The 15,171-nt window shown below is 72.0% G+C and carries 15 protein-coding genes; 8 read left to right on the top strand and 7 right to left on the bottom strand.

The window, feature by feature from the left end; all coding sequences use genetic code 11:
* Positions 1-105 precede the first annotated feature (105 nt).
* On the top strand, positions 106-1,689 hold the full coding sequence (locus QWJ90_RS03875) for an HNH endonuclease signature motif containing protein (protein ID WP_290106289.1): 1,584 nt from the start codon (positions 106-108) through the stop codon (positions 1,687-1,689).
* A 24-nt stretch (positions 1,690-1,713) separates the two neighbouring features.
* Here QWJ90_RS03875 and bcp read toward each other — a convergent pair whose 3' ends face one another.
* The 3 genes from bcp to QWJ90_RS03860 are packed head-to-tail and all read right to left on the bottom strand — an operon-like array spanning position 1,714 to position 4,932.
* Complete coding sequence (gene bcp / locus QWJ90_RS03870) at positions 1,714-2,187, bottom strand: thioredoxin-dependent thiol peroxidase (protein ID WP_290106287.1); 474 nt, start codon at positions 2,185-2,187, stop codon at positions 1,714-1,716.
* Positions 2,188-2,211: 24 nt separating this feature from the next.
* Entirely contained in the window at positions 2,212-3,669 is a 1,458-nt protein-coding gene (locus QWJ90_RS03865; RefSeq protein ID WP_290106285.1) for a phytoene desaturase family protein, read from the bottom strand.
* A 33-nt stretch (positions 3,670-3,702) separates the two neighbouring features.
* Positions 3,703-4,932, bottom strand: a complete 1,230-nt coding sequence (locus tag QWJ90_RS03860; protein ID WP_290106284.1) for an acyl-CoA dehydrogenase family protein — start codon at positions 4,930-4,932, stop codon at positions 3,703-3,705.
* Positions 4,933-5,002: 70 nt separating this feature from the next.
* On the opposite strand from QWJ90_RS03860, the gene QWJ90_RS03855 reads away from it, so the two are divergent.
* From QWJ90_RS03855 to sucD, 3 genes are all read left to right on the top strand, one after another.
* Positions 5,003-5,155: a hypothetical protein gene (locus QWJ90_RS03855; RefSeq protein WP_290106283.1), complete on the top strand. Its 153-nt coding sequence runs from the start codon at positions 5,003-5,005 to the stop codon at positions 5,153-5,155.
* Positions 5,156-5,339: 184 nt separating this feature from the next.
* Entirely contained in the window at positions 5,340-6,506 is a 1,167-nt protein-coding gene (gene sucC, locus QWJ90_RS03850) for an ADP-forming succinate--CoA ligase subunit beta (protein ID WP_156243165.1), read from the top strand.
* Positions 6,507-6,528: 22 nt separating this feature from the next.
* Positions 6,529-7,431, top strand: coding sequence for a succinate--CoA ligase subunit alpha (sucD, locus tag QWJ90_RS03845; protein WP_290106282.1), 903 nt, complete (start codon positions 6,529-6,531; stop codon positions 7,429-7,431).
* 110 nt (positions 7,432-7,541) lie between these two features.
* Here sucD and ligD read toward each other — a convergent pair whose 3' ends face one another.
* The 4 genes from ligD to dhaK are packed head-to-tail and all read right to left on the bottom strand — an operon-like array spanning position 7,542 to position 10,912.
* Positions 7,542-8,564: a non-homologous end-joining DNA ligase gene (gene ligD, locus QWJ90_RS03840; protein WP_290106281.1), complete on the bottom strand. Its 1,023-nt coding sequence runs from the start codon at positions 8,562-8,564 to the stop codon at positions 7,542-7,544.
* A gap of 32 nt (positions 8,565-8,596) precedes the next feature.
* Positions 8,597-9,292 carry a dihydroxyacetone kinase phosphoryl donor subunit DhaM gene (dhaM, locus tag QWJ90_RS03835; RefSeq protein WP_290106280.1) on the bottom strand — a complete coding sequence of 232 codons (696 nt, stop codon included), beginning with the start codon at positions 9,290-9,292 and terminating at the stop codon, positions 8,597-8,599.
* A complete protein-coding gene (gene dhaL, locus QWJ90_RS03830; RefSeq protein ID WP_290106279.1) occupies positions 9,289-9,921 on the bottom strand; it encodes a dihydroxyacetone kinase subunit DhaL in 633 nt (210 codons plus the stop codon). Before dhaL ends, dhaM begins: the two co-directional genes overlap by 4 nt.
* Before the next feature lies 1 nt (position 9,922).
* Entirely contained in the window at positions 9,923-10,912 is a 990-nt protein-coding gene (dhaK, locus tag QWJ90_RS03825) for a dihydroxyacetone kinase subunit DhaK (RefSeq protein WP_290106277.1), read from the bottom strand.
* Positions 10,913-11,076: 164 nt separating this feature from the next.
* Here dhaK and QWJ90_RS03820 point away from each other — a divergent pair, with 164 nt between their 5' ends.
* The 4 genes from QWJ90_RS03820 to purH are packed head-to-tail and all read left to right on the top strand — an operon-like array spanning position 11,077 to position 15,122.
* A complete protein-coding gene (locus tag QWJ90_RS03820) occupies positions 11,077-11,529 on the top strand; it encodes a nitroreductase family deazaflavin-dependent oxidoreductase (RefSeq protein ID WP_290106275.1) in 453 nt (150 codons plus the stop codon).
* A gap of 58 nt (positions 11,530-11,587) precedes the next feature.
* Positions 11,588-12,871 carry a cell division protein PerM gene (locus QWJ90_RS03815; RefSeq protein WP_290106273.1) on the top strand — a complete coding sequence of 428 codons (1,284 nt, stop codon included), beginning with the start codon at positions 11,588-11,590 and terminating at the stop codon, positions 12,869-12,871.
* A 9-nt stretch (positions 12,872-12,880) separates the two neighbouring features.
* Positions 12,881-13,471, top strand: coding sequence for a phosphoribosylglycinamide formyltransferase (purN, locus tag QWJ90_RS03810; protein ID WP_290106271.1), 591 nt, complete (start codon positions 12,881-12,883; stop codon positions 13,469-13,471).
* Positions 13,472-13,514: 43 nt separating this feature from the next.
* A complete protein-coding gene (gene purH / locus QWJ90_RS03805) occupies positions 13,515-15,122 on the top strand; it encodes a bifunctional phosphoribosylaminoimidazolecarboxamide formyltransferase/IMP cyclohydrolase (protein WP_290106268.1) in 1,608 nt (535 codons plus the stop codon).
* The last annotated feature ends 49 nt before the right edge of the window (positions 15,123-15,171 follow it).

Below are 15,171 nucleotides of genomic sequence, written 5' to 3'. Positions count from 1 at the left end.
GGGGTAAGCGCCGGCGACCTGTGCCGTTCGCTGCAATCGCACGATCTCTGCGGTGACCGGGCGTAATCTCTTGCCGAAGTCGTACGTGTGTTCTATACTGTGAGCATGGCGAAGAAGCCAGTGCATCTCGATCCGAGCGACGTGGCCCGACAGGCGGCCACGCAGCTCGATGGCGCTGCTCCCTCGGTTCGGCAGCTCAGGGATGCGGACCTCGTCGCCCTGGTCGGCATCGTCGAGCATCTCGGGCGAGTCGTCGACGCTCTTCGCGTCCGGGTCGCCGGGGAAGTCGCCTTCCGATCGCGCCGTGCGGACGACGAGGCGCTGGCCGACCGGTACGGGTGTCGCACGGGAACCGAGCTGCTCGAGCGCCTCACCGGCGCCTCGTCTCGCGAGCTGCGCGGTCGCGCTCGGCTCGATGAGAGCACCCGTACGCGCACCGCGCTGACCGGGGAGGATCTGGCGCCTCGTCTCGAGCACGTGGCTGCGGGCCTCGCCTCCGGGCTGCTGGGCATGGAAGCCGCGGCAGGGATCATGAAGGCGGTCGACACCGCTCGTCGTGGCGGCGGCGACCCGGAGCGTGTCGATCTCATGGAGCGGCACCTCGTGGCCATCGCGACCGGGACGATCGATCCCGACGCCCAGCCCGGCGACGCGGAGGGCGAAGCGGAGACAGACCCGCTGGCGACGCTCGCCCCGGTGCCGCCGCTGTCGGTCGTCAACCTGCACGCGCAGGCCTGGATCGACGTGCTCACCGCCGACGGCGCCGAACCCGATCATGACGGCGCCATGCGTCAGCGGTCGCTGACGCTCACGCCGCTTCCCAGCGGCGCGTTCCGCATCAACGGCGTGCTCGTACCGGAGGCGGGGGCGTTGCTGCAGGCGCTGCTGTCCGCTCACACCAACCCCGCCCGGAACGTGCGCTTCACGTCCGACGGCGATGCGGACGGCGAGAGCGACGCCGGCAGTCTGGGAGCGAGTGACAGCGAGGCTGCGAACGGCGGCGCGCAGTGGCCGGAGGTCGAACTTCCGCCGCCGGATGCGATGCCCGATCCGCGCAGCGCGACTCAGAAGCGCCATGACGCGCTGATGGCCATGCTCGAATCCGCCTCGCGAGCGGCGGAGACTCCGAGCCTGGGCGGTGCCGCGCCGACGGTGATGGTGCACGTCAGTGCGGATGATCTGGTTCCGCAGGCGAACGGGTCAGGCTCGGCGTTCGCCCGGCCGGTGGGGCACCTCGACGGGGTCGACGCGCCGGTGCCTCTCGGAGTGGCCGAGCGCATCGGCTGCACCGGCGACATCCTTCGGGCGGTGTTCAGCGCGGAAGGGCGGCTGCTGTCCCTCTCCAGCGTGCAGCGCATCTTCACCGCGACACAGCGGAAGGCGATCGTCGCGCGGGATGGCGGGTGCGTCATCCCGGGCTGCACGATCCCCGCGGCGTGGTGCGAGATCCACCACGTGCAGGACTACGCGCGGGGTGGGCCGACCACGACCGACAACGGAGTCCTGCTCTGCTGGTGGCATCATCACCACCTCGAGCAGTCGGGATGGGCCATCCGGATGAGGGGCGGCGTGCCGTACCTCGCCCCGCCAGCCTGGATCGACCGCGAGTGCCGGCCGCGTCCCGCGCAGGGCTCCGCCACCCGGTTGCGCAGCAGACTCCGCCGCGCTCTGGTGCCGAGGCGGACGTGAGCCGCAGGCGGCGGGAGTCTGAGCTCAGGCGTCGATGCGGAGTTCGCGGCGCAGGCGCGCCACGTGGCCGGTGGCCTTGACGTTGTAGAGAGCCTTCTCGATGACGCCGTCCTCATCGAGGACGAACGTCGAGCGGATGACGCCCTGCACGATGCGGCCGTAGTTGCTCTTCTCACCCCACGTGCCGTAGGCCTCGTGCACGGTGCGCTCGGGATCGCTGAGCAGCTCGAAGGTGAGTCCGTCGCGGTCCCGGAATCGGCGCAGCTTCTCGGGCAGGTCGCGCGAGACCCCGACCACCGTGTACCCCGCCGACACGAGCGACCCGAGGCTGTCCCGGAAGTCGCAGGCCTGCTTCGCGCAACCGGTGGTGAGCGCCTCCGGGTAGAAGTACAGCACGACCTTCTGCCCCCGCAGGTCGGAGAGTGCGAGAGGCTTCTCGTCCTGGTCGAGGAGCGTGAAGTCGGGGGCGGGGGTACCGGGTTCGAGGCGCGTGGTCATCGCCCTCCAGCCTATCCGCGCGAGCTAGAAGAGGTCTCCGAGCTCGACCCGCTCGCCGGTGGTGTCCGCGATCGCGAGGCGCGCGGCTTCCCAGCCCGCAGTTCCGTGCACACCGGGGCCAGGGGGCGTCGACGCGGACGCGAGGTACACGCCCTTCATCGGCGTGCGCCACGGCGCGGTGCTGAGCAGCGGCCGGGCGATGAGCTGCCTGAAGCTGACCGCTCCGCCCGCGTAGTCGCCGCCGATCGACGACGGGTTCTCCTCCGCGTGCTCGACGGCGGTCGTCGCGTGAGACGCGAGGATGCGGTCGCGGAAGCCGGGCGCGAAGCGCTCGATCTGCCGGGTGATCACCTCGGTCGCGTCGAAGGTCGAGTTCGGCGGCACGTGGATGTACGTCCACAGCACGCTCCTCCCCTTGGGGGCGCGCGTGGGGTCGAGAACGGAGGGCTGCACCGTGAGCACGTAGGGACGCTCGGAGATCCGCCCGCGCGCGACAGCGTTCTCGCTCGCCTCCACCTCCGCGCGCGTTCCGCACACGTGGACCGTGGGGGAGCGACGCACGTCGGGATTGGTCCACGGCACGTCGCCCTCGAGCGCGAAATCGACCTTCGCGGCCCCGGGACCGTAGCGGTACGAGCGGATGGCGTGGGCCCAGCCCGTGGGCACGTCGGGGAGCGTCAGCGCGAGCCGCGGCGGGGCGTCCAGCACGACGACGTCGCCGCGCTCGGGGTCGCCCCAGTCGAGCATCGACAGGTCGTCGACACGGTGCCGCGTGACGATGCGACCGCCGTGCGCGTGCAGGTCTTCCGCCAGCGCGTCCGGGATGGCCTGCGCCCCGCCGACGGGGTAGCCCCAGCCATCCGCGTGCGCCTGAGACGCCAGCAGCAGCCCAGCCGCTGCCGCGCCGACCGTCGGCAGCCGGGTGTTCGCGTGGGCGACCACCCCGGAGATCAGCGCGTGCGCCTCCTCGGTCCGGAAGGAATGCCGCCCGAGCGCGGTGCCCAGCTCGAGCGCGCGCAGACCGAAGCGAGCGGCCGTGACGGGGTGCCGCGGGACGCGCAGCATCTGGTGGCCGGTGAAATCGACCACGCCCTCGATGCGGCGCGACAGCGGGCGGAGCATCGCCTTCCACGCCCCGGCGTCGACGCCGAGCTCCGCTGCAGTGCGGCCGATGTCGCGCCACGCGACCGCGGCGCGCCCGCCGTCCAGCGGGTGCGCGTATGAGGCATCGGGGATGAGCCATCCGATCTTCTCGCGCATGCCGAAGGCCTGGAAGAAGGGCGAGGTGAGGGCGGCGGGGTGGACGGCCGAGCAGACGTCGTGACGGAAGCCCGGCAGCGTGAGCTGTGCCGTGCGCGTGCCGCCGCCGACCCCGTCCTGCGCCTCGAGCACCGTCACCTCGAAGCCGGCGCGCGCGAGCACCACCGCCGCGGAGAGCCCGTTCGGTCCGCTGCCCACCACCGTCGCCCGACGTGTCGCCATACGGCCATCCTGCCAGTGTCGGGAGCCGGTGGCTCAGACGAATGCGCCGACGCCGGTGAGATCGCGGCCGAGGAGGAGAGCCTGCACGCTCTCCGTCCCCTCGTAGGTGTGGATCGCCTCGATGTCGGCCAGGTGCTGCATGACCCCGTTGTCGAGGAGGATGCCGTTGCCGCCCAGCATGTCGCGGGCGGTCCGCGCGATGTCGCGAGCGGTGCGGGTGCAGTGGTACTTCGCCAGCGAGGCCTGCGTGGGCCGCATCGCACCCGCCGCCTCGAGGTCGGCGAGACGCCGCAGGAACAGCTGCATGGACGTCAGCTGCGCGAGCATCTGCGACAGCCGCTCCTGGACCATCTGGAACCGGGCGAGCGGCCGCCCGAACTGCTCGCGCTGCGTCGCGTAGGAGAGCGCCGCCTCGAAGCAGGCCGTGGCGTGGCCGAGCGCGGACCATGCGACGCCCGAGCGCGTGGCGAAGAGCACCGTGCTGGCGTCCTTGAAGGAGTGGGAGCCGGGCAGGACGGCGTCGGCGGGCAGCCGCACGTCGTCGAGGAGCACGTGAGCCTGATGGATCGCGCGCAGCGCCGCCTTGCCCTGGATGACGGTGCCGACATAGCCGGGGGTGTCCTGCTCGACGAGGAAGCAGCGCACGCTGCCGTCGTCGGGGTCGCCCGCGCACTGCACCCGCGCCCAGACGAACGAGATGCCGCCCGAGGCGCCGTTCCCGATCCACTTCTTGGCGCCCCGCAGCAGCCATCCGTCGCCTTCGCGCAGGGCGACCGTCTCGAGAGACGTGGAGTCCGACCCGTGATCGGGCTCGGTGAGCGCGAACGAGCCGAGCACCTCGCCGCGCTGCAGCGGGCCCAGCCAGCGCACCTGCTGCTCGCGGCTGCCGAAGAGCGCGAGGGTGCGCAGGGCAAGCCCGCCCTGCACGGCGACGATCGTGCCGAGCGACCCGTCGTGTCGGGAGACCTCCATGTTCACCAGGCCCGCCGCCAGCGGCGTCATCGCCGGCACGTCCGGATGGTCGACCGCGTCGGCGAAGAGATGGGCCGCGCCGAGCTCGGGGACGACCTCGAGCGGGTACTCCGCGCGGTCCCACGCGGCCCGCATCCGCGGCGCCAGCCGCTGCCCGACCTCGCGCGCACGGGACCAGATCTCGCGATCGGCGCCCGCGACGTCGGCGAATACCGCGTAGTAGTCGACGTCGAGGGTCTTCGCGACGTCGTACGTCGGCACCTTCTCTCCGGGGAACAGCTCCGTTGCCATGGCCACAGGCTAGGCGCAGTCCCTGGCGCGGATCATCTAAGCTGGAGGAAGTCTTCAAGAAGGAGCAGAGATGTTCATCGTGGCTTTTGTCCTCTTCCTCGCCGGCATGGCGCTGTTCGCCGTCGCCTTCATGGTCTCGGCGTTCCAGGGACTCGTGTTCGCCGCCGGCATCCTGCTGATCTGCCTCGCCATGGCTCTGCCCATGCACATCAAGGCGAAATAGCGCGCGACTTCGGCGTACGGGAAGCGGCTTCGGATCATCCGGGGCCGCTTCTTCGCGTTCCGGGGGCGGGCCGCCGAAGGGAGCGGCATTCGGGCGGTAGTAGGCTGGGAGTGTCGGTCGAGATATCTCGACGTCGAGACGTTTCCACGCGTCTTGCCCCGTCGCCCCATCGAAGGAATGCAACGTGGATCTGTACGAGTACCAGGCTCGAGACCTTTTTGAGAAGTACGACGTGCCGGTGCTCGCCGGTATCGTCGCCGACACCCCGGAGGAGGTGAAGGCGGCAGCCGAGAAGATCGGCGGCGTCGTGGTGGTCAAGGCCCAGGTCAAGACCGGCGGTCGTGGCAAGGCCGGCGGCGTGAAGGTCGCGAAGACGCCCGACGAGGCGTACGAGGCGGCCCAGGCCATCCTCGGGCTCGACATCAAGGGCCACGTCGTCAAGCGCGTCATGGTCGCGCAGGGCGCCGACATCGCCCGCGAGTTCTACTTCTCGGTGCTGCTCGACCGCGCCAACCGCACCTACCTGTCGCTCGCGAGCGTCGAGGGCGGCATGGAGATCGAGCAGCTCGCCGTCGAGAAGCCCGAGGCGCTCGCGCGCGTCGAGGTGAACGCCCTCACCGGCATCGACCACGCCAAGGCGCTCGAGATCGCCCGCGCGGGCGGCTGGGAAGAGGACCTCGTCGAGAAGGTCGCCGACGTCTTCGTCAAGCTCTACAACGTCTACAAGAGCGAGGGCGCGACCCTCGTCGAGGTGAACCCGCTCGTCCTCACCGGCGCCGGCGACATCGTCGCCCTCGACGGCAAGGTGTCGCTCGACGACAACGCCAGCGAGGTGCGCCACCCCGAGCACGAAGAGCTCGAGGACAAGGGCGCGGCCGACCCGCTCGAGGCGAAGGCCAAGGAGTCCGGCCTCAACTACGTGAAGCTGGATGGCCAGGTCGGCATCATCGGCAACGGCGCGGGCCTCGTCATGTCCACGCTCGACGTCGTCGCGTACGCCGGTGAGAAGCACGGCGGCGTGAAGCCGGCGAACTTCCTCGACATCGGCGGCGGAGCCTCGGCGACCGTCATGGCCGCGGGCCTCGACGTCATCCTCGGCGACGAGCAGGTCAAGAGCGTCTTCGTCAACGTCTTCGGCGGCATCACCAGCTGCGTGGCCGTGGCGGAGGGCATCGTGAAGGCCCTCGAGATCCTCGGCGACGCGGCCACCAAGCCGCTCGTCGTGCGACTCGACGGCAACCAGGTCGAAGAGGGCCGCGCCATCCTCGCCGGGGCGAACCACCCGCTGGTCACCCTCGCGGCGAGCATGGACGACGGCGCCGACAAGGCCGCCGAGCTGGCGAACGCCTGAGACGGAAGAGGACACACAGAACATGTCGATCTACCTCAACAAGGACTCCAAGGTCATCGTCCAGGGCATCACGGGCGGTGAGGGCACCAAGCACACCGCCCTCATGCTCAAGGCCGGGACGAACGTCGTCGGCGGCGTGAACGCCCGCAAGGCCGGCACCACGGTCACGCACCAGGACAAGGACGGCAACGAGATCGAGCTGCCTGTCTTCGGATCGGTCGCCGAGGCCATCGAGAAGACCGGCGCCGATGTGTCGATCGCGTTCGTGCCCCCCGCGTTCACGAAGGACGCCATGGTCGAGGCCATCGACGCCGAGATCGGCCTCCTCGTCGTGATCACCGAGGGCGTGCCCGTCGGCGACTCGGCCGAGGCGTGGGCGTACGCGATCGAGAAGGGCAACAAGACCCGGATCATCGGCCCGAACTGCCCCGGCATCATCACGCCCGGCGAAGCGCTCGTGGGCATCACCCCTGCGAACATCACCGGCAAGGGCCCCATCGGCCTCGTGTCGAAGTCGGGCACGCTGACCTACCAGATGATGTTCGAGCTGCGCGACCTCGGGTTCTCCACCGCCATCGGCATCGGCGGCGACCCCGTCATCGGCACCACGCACATCGACGCCCTCGAGGCGTTCGAGGCGGACCCCGAGACCAAGGCCATCGTCATGATCGGCGAGATCGGCGGCGACGCCGAGGAGCGCGCTGCCGAGTTCATCAAGGCCAACGTCACCAAGCCGGTCGTCGGCTACGTCGCCGGCTTCACTGCCCCCGAGGGCAAGACGATGGGCCACGCCGGCGCGATCGTGTCCGGCTCGGCCGGCACCGCCCAGGCGAAGAAGGAGGCCCTCGAGGCCGCCGGCGTCAAGGTCGGGAAGACCCCGAGCGAGACCGCCGCGCTGATGCGCGAGATCATCGAGTCGCTCTAAGACTGAGCGAGCGAAGCGAGCCGCTTCCGGTCGTCGAGCGAGCGGAGCGAGTCGAAACGCACCGAGCGAAGCGAGCCGATCCCGGGACCTCCGGGGTCGGCTCGCTGCATTCAGGGCTTCTTCGCCCGGGACGGCTGCACGCGGGGCGGCTCACCGGGCATCTTCGGGAACTCCGGAGGGAACGGCAGCTCGCCCAGGCCATCCGCCAGATCGCGCTCCCACCAGCCCAGGAGCGCGTCGATGCGGCCGGGCTTCGCCTCCCGCAGGGCCGCCCAGGGGTCGCCGACCTCGGCGAGACGCCGCGGCGTCGTCTTCACCGTGAAGGCGAGCGGGTCGACTCCGTCGAGCTCATCCCACGTGACGGGCGTCGACACGGTCGCCTGCGGCAGGGCGCGCGGACTGTAGGCGCCCGCCATCGTGCGGTCGCGGTTCGTCTGGTTGAAGTCGACGAAGATGCGCTCGCCGCGCTCCTCCTTCCACCAGCTCGTGGTCACGCGGTCGGGGTGACGACGCTCCAGCTCGCGCCCCGCGGCGATGACCGCGTGCCGCACCTCGAGGAACTCCCACTCGGGCTCGATGGGGCTGAACAGGTGGATGCCGCGGTTGCCGCTCGTCTTGATCCAGGAGTCGAGCCCGGCCTCGCTCAGCACCTCGCGCATGGCGTGCGCGGCGAAGACGGCGTCGGCGAAGTCCGTGCCCGGCTGGGGATCGAGATCCACGCGCAGCTCGATCGGATGGTCGGAGTCGCCGGCCGACGACGACCACGGGTGGAAGACCACGGTGTTCATCTGCGCGGCCCACACCACGGCCGCGGGCTCCGTGAGCACGAGCTGCGGATGGCGGCGCCCGCTGTTGTAGGTGACGGTCACCGATTCGACGTAGTCGGGGGCGCCCTTCGGCGGGTTCTTCGAGAAGAAGCTCTCGCCATCCACCGAGCCGGAGTAGCGCTCGAGCGACACCGGCCGGTCGCCGTTGTGCGCGAGGAACGGGCCTGCCACGGCGATGAGGTACTCGGCGAGGTCGCGCTTGGTGACCCCGGCCTCTGGCCAGACGAGCCGCCCCGGGCTGGAGAGCGCGATCTCGCGGTCGCCGTGCGGGCCGGGAACGGTCAGGGCGATGCGCTCGGATGCCATGACCCGACCCTAGGCCGCGCGGAGGCCGCGCGTCACTCCCCGAACCCGGAGGCGATGAGCTCGCCGATGGCGTCGATCGCGCGGTCGGCGTCGGGCCCCTCGGCGGTGACGTCGATGGCGTCGCCCTTGCGCGCGCCGAGCGCCATGAGCCCGACGAGGCTGCGGCCGTCGACCGCGGGCTTCGTGGCGGTGCCGATGCGCACGACCGCGTCCAGCCCGCGCAGGGCGCCGGCGAGCGCCGCGGCGGGGCGCGCGTGCAGGCCGATCTGGTTCGTCAGCACGAAGGACTCCGACCGGCCGCGCGGCGCGGGCAGCTCCTCCGCCGTGGGGTCCACGCCGAGGTGACGCAGCTTCGCCTCCAGCGCGCGGCGCGCCTCCCGCTCGACTTCCACGAGGTCGCCGCCGGCGGCGGCGCGCGCCACGGCCGCCACGAGCCCCTCGACGAGGGGAGCGGCGGCGAGGCGCACCTCGCCCACGTCGACGAGCTCGAGCGCGAGCTCCGCGCTGAGGATGGCGGAGCCGAGGTCGGTGAAGACGAGCGTGCCGTCGTCGGAGGCGACCGACTCGATCGCGCGGGCGATGAGCGCGGCGTCCGTGCCGGTGCCGCCGTCGGCGGCGCCAGCGGCCACCGCAATCGGCGGCGCCGTCGGCGTGGCCATCTCGCTCGCGAGGGCGACGGCCGCCTCGGCGAGCGCGACGCTGTGGGAGACGACGACGAAGCCGATCATGCGCGCTCCTCCGTGAGGGCGTCGGCGAGCGCTTCGAACAGCAGCGCCGACGAGACGGATCCGGGGTCGAGATGGCCGGCGCTCCGCTCGCCGAGATAGCTGGCGCGACCGCGGCGCGCGACGAGCGCCTCGGTGGCATCGCTGCCCGCGCGCGCCGCCCGAGCGGCCGCCGCGGCGGCGGCCGCGACGTCGCCGGCTTCCGCCTCGAACGCGGCCACGGCCGGTGCGAGCGCGTCGATCATGGTCTTTTCGCCGGGTTCGGCCCGCCCGCGCGAGACCACGCCGTCGAGCCCCGCGCGCAGTGCGCGGGCGAGGGCGGGGCCGTCGAGCTCGTCGAGGCCGTCGCCGGCCGTGCCGAAGCGGAGGAAGAAGGTGCCGTAGAGCGGGCCGCTGGCTCCGCCGATCGACGAGACCAGGGCCATCCCCACCGCCTTGCCGAACTCGGCGACCGTCTGCGGCCGCGTCTCGGCGACGTTCGCGGCGGCGGCCATCGTGCCGCGCGCCATGTTGGCGCCGTGGTCGGCGTCGCCGATGGCCGAGTCGAGCGCGGTGAGCCGCTCCTGCTCGGCGGCGATGCGGTCGCGGAACAGCGCGACCCAGCGGGTGAGCGCGGTGATGTCGGCGGCCATGTCACCGCCCCCAGCGCAGGCCGGGCGTCTCGACGGGCGCGTCCCACAGGCGCAGCAGCTCGTCGTCCGCGCGCAGGAGGGTGAGCGAGCAGCCCGCCATGTCGAGGGAGGTGATGTAGTTGCCGACGAGCGTGCGCGCGACGGGAACCCCCGCCTTCTCGAGGAGCTTCGCGACCTCCCCGTACATGAGGTAGAGCTCGAGCAGGGGAGATCCGCCCATGCCATTGAGCATGGCGATCACGGGCTCGCCGCCCGATGGGAGGTCGGCGAGCACCGGCTCGACGAGCATCTCCGCGATCCGCGGCGCGGGGGCGAGCTTCTCCCGGTGCCGGCCCGGCTCGCCGTGGATGCCGACGCCGACCTCCATCTCGTCGTCGGGGAGGTCGAACGTGGGGCGGCCGGCGGCGGGAACCGTGCCGCTCGTGAGCGCCACGCCCATCGAGCGGCCCTGCGCCGACACCTTCTCCGCGACGCGCACGACCTCGTCGAGGGGGCGCCCCTCCTCGGCGGCCGCGCCGGCGATCTTCTCCATGAGGACGGTGAGCCCCACGCCGCGGCGCCCCGCGGTATACGTGGAGTCCTCCACGGCGACGTCGTCGTGCACGAGCACGGACGCGACCGAGGCGCCCTCGGCGAGCTCCGCCGCCATCTCGAAGTTCATGACGTCGCCGGTGTAGTTCTTCACGATGTGCACCACGCCGGCGCCGCGGTCGACCGCCGTCGTGGCCGCGAGAACCTGGTCAGGGGTGGGGGAGGTGAACACCTCGCCCGCGCACGCCGCGTCGAGCATCCCGAATCCGACGAAGCCGCCGTGGAGCGGCTCGTGCCCGGAGCCGCCGCCGGAGACGAGCGCGACCTTGCCCTCGTCCTTCGGGGTGGCCCGCAGCACCACGCGGTTCTGGTGGTCCACGCGCACCTGCGGCAGCGCGGCCTCGATGCCGACGAGCGCATCCGCCACCACCGCGCCCGGCTCGCCGATCAGCTTCTTCATCGCGTGCACCTCCCGGTCGTGCCGCTTCCGAACATCCCGCTTGCTCGCGCGCCGCGCCGCTTCGCCTGCATGCCTCACTATCGGCAGGACCGGCTCGGAGTGTCAAGGCCCGGGCGGCAAGCGGGGCGCTTCCCACCCGGCTCCCCGGGCAATAGGCTCTCGACATGCCGCTTCAGGGAGAGTACGCACCGAGCACAGAAGACTGGGCGCGGGAGCAGGCCGAGAGATACGAGGCGACCGACGGCGCCGAGGCGAACGTCCTCGCGGGCACCGAGTGGCCGATCATCGTGCTGACGAATGTGGGGGCGAAGTCGGGCAGGCTCCACAAGACCCCGCTCATGCGCGTCGAGCACGACGGCCGCTACGCGGTGGTCGCGTCCAAGGGCGGCGCCCCTCGCCCCCCGGCCTGGTACGCCAATGTCAAGGCGCACCCGCACGTCGAGCTGCAGGATGGCGCCGCGAAGCGCGACTACCTGGCGCGAGAACTCGACGTGGACAGCGACGAGTACGCCGAGTGGTGGGAGCGCGCGGTCGCCGCGTACCCGCCGTACGCCGAGTACCAGGAGCGCACGTCGCGCCGCATCGCGGTCTTCATCCTCGAGCCGATGGCGGCGTAGCCGCTCCCCGGCGCGGATCCGGGGTTCTCGCGGCGCCCGCGGGTAGGGTCGATTCGCCATGCATCGGATCCTCATCGCCCTGCTCGCCGCATTCGACGCGATCGTGGCGGGTCTGGTCGGCCTCGCGGTCGTGCTGGCCCCGCTCACGCTGCTGTGGATCTTCACGCTGGGCGTGACCGCCGACTGGGCCGGCCTGTGGCCGGCCACCGCGCGCATCTGGGAGCTCGGCAACCTCGTCCCGCTCTCGCTGCGCTTCGACGCGGACGCCCTGCTCGCGGTGGGACTGCCCGACGAGGCGGCCGCGTTCGCGCTGACCCTCGCGCCGTGGGCCTTCGCCGCGTTCGCCGCGATCTTCGCCGCCCGCTCGGGCGCTCGCGCCGTCCGTGCGGGGTCGGGGATCACCGGCGTGCTCGCGGGGACGGCGGTCACGGCGGGCATCGCCGCTCTCGTTCTCGTGACCTCGGGCAACACCCTCGCCGACGTGGTGCCGTGGCAGGCCGTCGTCCTCCCCACGGCGGTGTACGGCGCCGGCGCCCTCTGCGGCGCCTGGGCTGAGGCCTGGGGTGAGGGTGACGGCGGGCTCGTCGACACGCTGCGCGAGCGCATCGACGGATGGTCCGGATCCTGGCGCGAGGTGCCGTCGCTCGCCGTGCGCGGTGGGGCGATCGCGGTCGCCGGCATCGTGGGCGCGGCCGCGCTCGCCCTCGTCGTGGCGGTCATCCTGCGCGCCGACGCGGTGATCGGGCTCTTCGAGCAGGCGCAGGTCGACGCGCTCGGCGCCACCGCGGTCGCTCTCGCGCAACTGGTCTATCTGCCCACGCTGCTCGGATGGGCCGTGTCCTGGGTCGCGGGGCCGGGTTTCGCCGTGGGCGCGGCCACGACGGTGTCGCCCGCCGGCACGCAGCTCGGCGCGGTGCCCGGCGTCCCCGTGCTGGGCCTCCTGCCCGAGCAGGGCTCCGGATGGCTCCTCCTCGTCGCGCTGCTCCCGGTCGCCGCGGGTGCTGCGGCCGGATGGCACGCGCGCGCGGTGCTCGCGGCGGAATGGGAGAGCGACCCGCCCCTCCACGACGGCCATCCTCACGAGCCGGTATCGCCGCGCATCGTCGTCGCCGTCGCCACCGCCGTCATCGCCGGCGCGGTCGCGGCGCTCCTGGCTGCGCTCTCGTCGGGGTCGATGGGTCCGGGGCGCCTGGCGGTCGCGGGCCCCGACCCCGGCGCCGTCGCGCTCGCGGTCGGTCTCGAGGTGCTCCTCGGCGCGGCCATCCTCCTCCTCGCCCCGCAGGGCCGACGGGCGGCTGCCGACGACCAGGCGGCCGACAGCGGCGCGTTCACTCGCCGGTAGACTGACCGCGTGCTCTCGGTCGCCGTCCTCATCTCCGGAACCGGCTCGAACCTCCGTGCCCTCCTGGAAGCGGCGAGCGAACCCGGGTATCCCGCCCGCGTCGTCGCCGTGGGCGCCGATCGCGACGCGACCGGCCTCGCGCACGCCACGGAGTTCGGCGTCGAGACCTTCACCGTGCCGTACCGTCAGCACGCGTCGCGCGAGGAGTGGGGCGCCGCGCTCGCCGAGCACCTCCGCCGCGTCGACGCCGACCTCATCGTGCTGAGCGGTCTGATGCGCCTGCTTCCCGCCGATCTCGTGGAGGAGTTCTCTCCGCGGATCATCAACACGCACCCCGCGTTCCTGCCGGAGTTCCCCGGCGCGCACGGCGTGCGCGATGCGCTCGCCGCGGGCGCCTCCCAGACCGGTGCCAGCGTCATCATCGTCGACAACGGCGTGGACAGCGGCCCCATCCTCGCGCAGGAGCGCATCCCCGTGCTCGACGGCGACGACGAGGCCACGCTGCACGAGCGCATCAAGCCCGTCGAGCGGCGCCTCCTCATCGACGTCGTGCGGCGCATCGCCGAGGGCGACATCGATCTGGCGCACCCCGTCCGCTGACGCCCCCGAACCCCCGCAGCCGAATCCTCGACAAGGAGTCCTCATGGCCGGCCCCCGTCACGACCACTCGCTGTACCGCGACCGAGACGTCGTCCCCATCCGACGCGCGCTCGTGTCGGTGAGCGACAAGACCAACCTCCTGCAGCTCGCCGAGGCGCTCGCCGGCGCCGGCGTCGAGATCGTGTCGACGGGCTCCACAGCGTCGACGATCCGCGATGCCGGCTACGACGTCACCGACGTCTCGAGCGTGACCGGCTTCCCCGAGTCGCTCGACGGCCGTGTGAAGACGCTGCACCCGAGCGTGCACGCGGGGCTCCTCGCCGACCTGCGACTGGAAGACCACGAGCGCCAGCTCGGCGAGCTCGGCATCGCGCCCTTCGAGCTCGTCGTGGTGAACCTGTACCCCTTCGTCGAGACCGTGCGCTCCGGCGCGCAGGGCGACGACGTCGTCGAGCAGATCGACATCGGCGGGCCCGCCATGGTGCGCGCGTCGGCGAAGAACTACGCCAACGTCGCGATCGTCGTCTCGCCCGAGTCGTACCCCGCGATCGTCGAGGCGGTGAACTCGGGCGGCACATCGCTCGGCCAGCGCAAGGAGCTCGCCGCCCGTGCGTTCGCGCACACCGCGGCGTACGACACCGCAGTCGCGGCGTGGTTCTCGGAGGGCACCATCGGCAGCCAGGTCGAGCTGCCCGAGCACCTCACCATCAAGGCCGAGAAGCTCGGCGACCTCCGCTACGGCGAGAACTCCCACCAGCGCGCGGCGCTGTACTCCCGCCAGGGCGGGCACGGCATCGCGCAGGCCACGCAGCTGCAGGGCAAGGAGATGTCGTACAACAACTTCGTCGACGCCGACGCCGCTCTGCGCGCGGCCTACGACTACGTCCTGCCGGCGGTCGCGATCATCAAGCACGCGAACCCCTGCGGCATCGCGGTCGCCGCGCCGAGCGCCCTCGACCCGATCGCGAGCGCGCACCTGCGCGCCCACGAGTGCGACCCGCTGTCGGCCTTCGGCGGCGTCATCGCCGCCAATCGCCCCGTCACGCTGAAGATGGCGGAGAACCTTCGCGACATCTTCACCGAGGTCATCGTCGCGCCCGACTTCGAGCCCGAGGCGCTCGAGGTGTTCAAGGCGAAGAAGAACCTGCGCCTGCTGAAGCTGCCGGCCGACTGGCGTCAGGAGGAGATGGATGTCCGCCTCGTCTCCGGCGGGCTCCTCCTGCAGGACGCGGACCGCTTCCCCGACGACATCGAGTCCGTCGCCCAGAGCTGGGAGCTCGTCTCGGGCGAGCGGCCGTCGGACGAGGAGATGGTCGACTTCATCTTCGCGTGGAAGACGTGCCGCGCGGTGAAGTCGAACGCGATCGTCCTCGCCAAGGACTCCGCGACGGTCGGCGTCGGGATGGGTCAGGTGAACCGGGTGGATTCCTGTCGTCTCGCGGTCGAGCGCGCGGGCGACCGGGCGCAGGGATCCATCGCCGCATCCGACGCCTTCTTCCCGTTCTCCGACGGGCCCGAGGTGCTCATCAATGCCGGCGTGCGCGCGATCATCCAGCCCGGCGGATCCGTCCGCGACGAGGAGACGATCGCGCTCGCGCGGGCGCATGGCGTGACGATGTTCTTCACGGGCGAGCGCCACTTCTTCCACTGACCGGAGTGGTGTGAGGCGGGGCGGCGACGCGGTCGCCGCCCCGCCTCCG

The sequence above is a fragment of the Microbacterium oryzae genome (assembly GCF_030406385.1).
Taxonomy (GTDB): Bacteria; Actinomycetota; Actinomycetes; order Actinomycetales; family Microbacteriaceae; genus Microbacterium; species Microbacterium oryzae_A.
The sequence above is the reverse complement of the archived record's forward strand: the minus strand, read 5'-3'. Positions and strand labels throughout refer to the sequence as shown.

Coding starts and splice junctions, on each gene's coding strand:
- QWJ90_RS03875 (WP_290106289.1), top strand. CDS start 106: ATGGCGAAGAAGCCAGTGCATCTCGATCCGAGCGACGTGGCCCGACAG.
- bcp (WP_290106287.1), bottom strand. CDS start 2,187: ATGACCACGCGCCTCGAACCCGGTACCCCCGCCCCCGACTTCACGCTC.
- QWJ90_RS03865 (WP_290106285.1), bottom strand. CDS start 3,669: ATGGCGACACGTCGGGCGACGGTGGTGGGCAGCGGACCGAACGGGCTC.
- QWJ90_RS03860 (WP_290106284.1), bottom strand. CDS start 4,932: ATGGCAACGGAGCTGTTCCCCGGAGAGAAGGTGCCGACGTACGACGTC.
- QWJ90_RS03855 (WP_290106283.1), top strand. CDS start 5,003: ATGTTCATCGTGGCTTTTGTCCTCTTCCTCGCCGGCATGGCGCTGTTC.
- sucD (WP_290106282.1), top strand. CDS start 6,529: ATGTCGATCTACCTCAACAAGGACTCCAAGGTCATCGTCCAGGGCATC.
- ligD (WP_290106281.1), bottom strand. CDS start 8,564: ATGGCATCCGAGCGCATCGCCCTGACCGTTCCCGGCCCGCACGGCGAC.
- dhaM (WP_290106280.1), bottom strand. CDS start 9,292: ATGATCGGCTTCGTCGTCGTCTCCCACAGCGTCGCGCTCGCCGAGGCG.
- dhaL (WP_290106279.1), bottom strand. CDS start 9,921: ATGGCCGCCGACATCACCGCGCTCACCCGCTGGGTCGCGCTGTTCCGC.
- dhaK (WP_290106277.1), bottom strand. CDS start 10,912: ATGAAGAAGCTGATCGGCGAGCCGGGCGCGGTGGTGGCGGATGCGCTC.
- QWJ90_RS03820 (WP_290106275.1), top strand. CDS start 11,077: ATGCCGCTTCAGGGAGAGTACGCACCGAGCACAGAAGACTGGGCGCGG.
- QWJ90_RS03815 (WP_290106273.1), top strand. CDS start 11,588: ATGCATCGGATCCTCATCGCCCTGCTCGCCGCATTCGACGCGATCGTG.
- purH (WP_290106268.1), top strand. CDS start 13,515: ATGGCCGGCCCCCGTCACGACCACTCGCTGTACCGCGACCGAGACGTC.